Annotated in this window: 1 protein-coding gene; it reads right to left on the bottom strand. The window is 65.2% G+C overall.

Annotation, left to right across the window (positions count from 1 at the left end; all coding sequences use genetic code 11):
- Positions 1-165: 165 nt before the first annotated feature.
- On the bottom strand, positions 166-425 hold a 260-nt coding region (locus NE591_RS12625; protein ID WP_256156789.1), incomplete at its 5' end, for a sortase domain-bontaining protein.

Consider the following 425-nt stretch of genomic DNA (forward strand, 5'->3'; position numbering starts at 1 on the left):
CTGGAGAAGCCCGTGAGCGACATCTCCGAGCACGACCACGGCCACGGCGACGAGGACGACGAGTAGCCGCTGGCTCTCCGACAAGCCGCTGGTTCGACCCGGATGCCCAAGGGCTTCCGGGCTCTTCTCTTTTCAAGCCGGCGCGTGCCGCAAAGTCGCCCACCCCTACGCTTCAACGACGATGACGTTCATGCCGTCGCCCGCGCAGGTTTGCAGCACCACCGACTCGCCGTAACCGGTTACCCGCGAAGCGATGGTCTTCCACGTGGCCGTCTCCTCCACCTGGAACACATCCCTCACCGTATAAGTGCACCGCCCTCCCGAGCGGTCGCACACGACGACGGCATCGCCCGAGGACAGCGAACGCACCGGTGCGAACGAGCCGGGGTTATGTCCGACGAAATAGCCCCAGCTGCCGTCATCCA

The organism is Adlercreutzia sp. DFI.6.23 (genome assembly GCF_024462535.1).
Lineage (GTDB): Bacteria > Actinomycetota > Coriobacteriia > Coriobacteriales > Eggerthellaceae > Adlercreutzia > Adlercreutzia rubneri.